The sequence below is a fragment of the Vibrio sp. Vb1755 genome, from assembly GCF_033338635.1.
In the GTDB taxonomy this organism is placed as follows: domain Bacteria; phylum Pseudomonadota; class Gammaproteobacteria; order Enterobacterales; family Vibrionaceae; genus Vibrio; species Vibrio alginolyticus.
Map to the genome: position 1 here is coordinate 1 of NZ_JAWOTA010000336.1, position 1064 is coordinate 1064.

At 40.6% G+C, this 1064-nt stretch carries 1 protein-coding gene and 1 pseudogene; both read right to left on the reverse strand.

The annotated features are described in order from the left end of the window. A pseudogene (locus R7E00_RS24955) lies at positions 1-370 on the reverse strand (porin); the annotation flags it as partial. 436 nt (positions 371-806) lie between these two features. Further along, on the reverse strand, positions 807-1064 hold a 258-nt coding region (locus tag R7E00_RS24960; RefSeq protein WP_318124900.1), incomplete at its 5' end, for a chitobiase/beta-hexosaminidase C-terminal domain-containing protein.

The following is a 1064-nucleotide window of genomic DNA, read 5'->3' on the forward strand; positions in this document are numbered from 1 at the left end:
TAACCAGTGGGCGATATTGCACGTTCTCACCGGCAGAAAACAGGTGTTGGTAACCCGCGGCAACCCATAAATGATCGGTAATGTTGAATGACTGCTCACCACCCACGGTAATTGCAGGAGTCGTATTGCCTGCACCGCCATTTTCAGTTTCCAACTTACCCAGTTGAATACCATCAAACTCAGTGTAAACCGTAAAGCCACCAAATTGGTTATCAAAAGTATGACCAGCTTCAAGGGTAGACGTCACGTCAGAGCCATGAATTCGACCATCATCGTGGAATTGAACGTTACCCGTTACGTAAGAAGAACCAGCAAAAGCGTTAGAAGCGAAAGCGAGTGAAAGAGCACTCAGTGCAAAGATGTTTTTCATAATTACTGCCTTTAATTATTCACGTTATGCGATGGTTCCATGGGCTTCTTTTCCCGATCATCGCAAGCCTTGGAATGTGCCTCCGTGGCGGTGGCCATACTGAAATAATTAATTCGCAATGGAAAATAAATCCGTTTAAAAAGTGATCTCGTTCAAACCCGACTCTATAACCATAATAAAAACACTGGTAATTACAGACACTTGCGTTGATTTATAAAAATTCGTCAAAAAAATAAAATGTGATCATAAACAACTAACGATTTAATAAATGGCGAAATAACCCGACTCACTTCACATTTAATTTCTATCTTTAACATCAAAACTTATTTATCAATGCAAAATATTAAGACTTCGATCACACTTAATTTCCCTTAAAAATAAAGAAAGCCTCAACATACGTTGAGGCTTTGCCAAAAATTAACTTACAAGAATCGTATTATTTTACGCTAGTCACACGACTTGTTTTCTCACCTGTTGCCGATACAGATCGGATGAACACTTCACCTTTCACATTTGGACGAGCATTGTCTGCGTAATTCAGCCAGTTTTTGCCGTCTAGAGAGTATTGAAGCTTCACGCCAGGAAACTGAACGTTCATTGCTAGCTTGCCATCTTCTACTTTCGCACCTGGTACTGGTAGACGGTAGTCGATACCAGATTTCTCTAACTTAGCCAGTTCACGTTGACCAAGCAC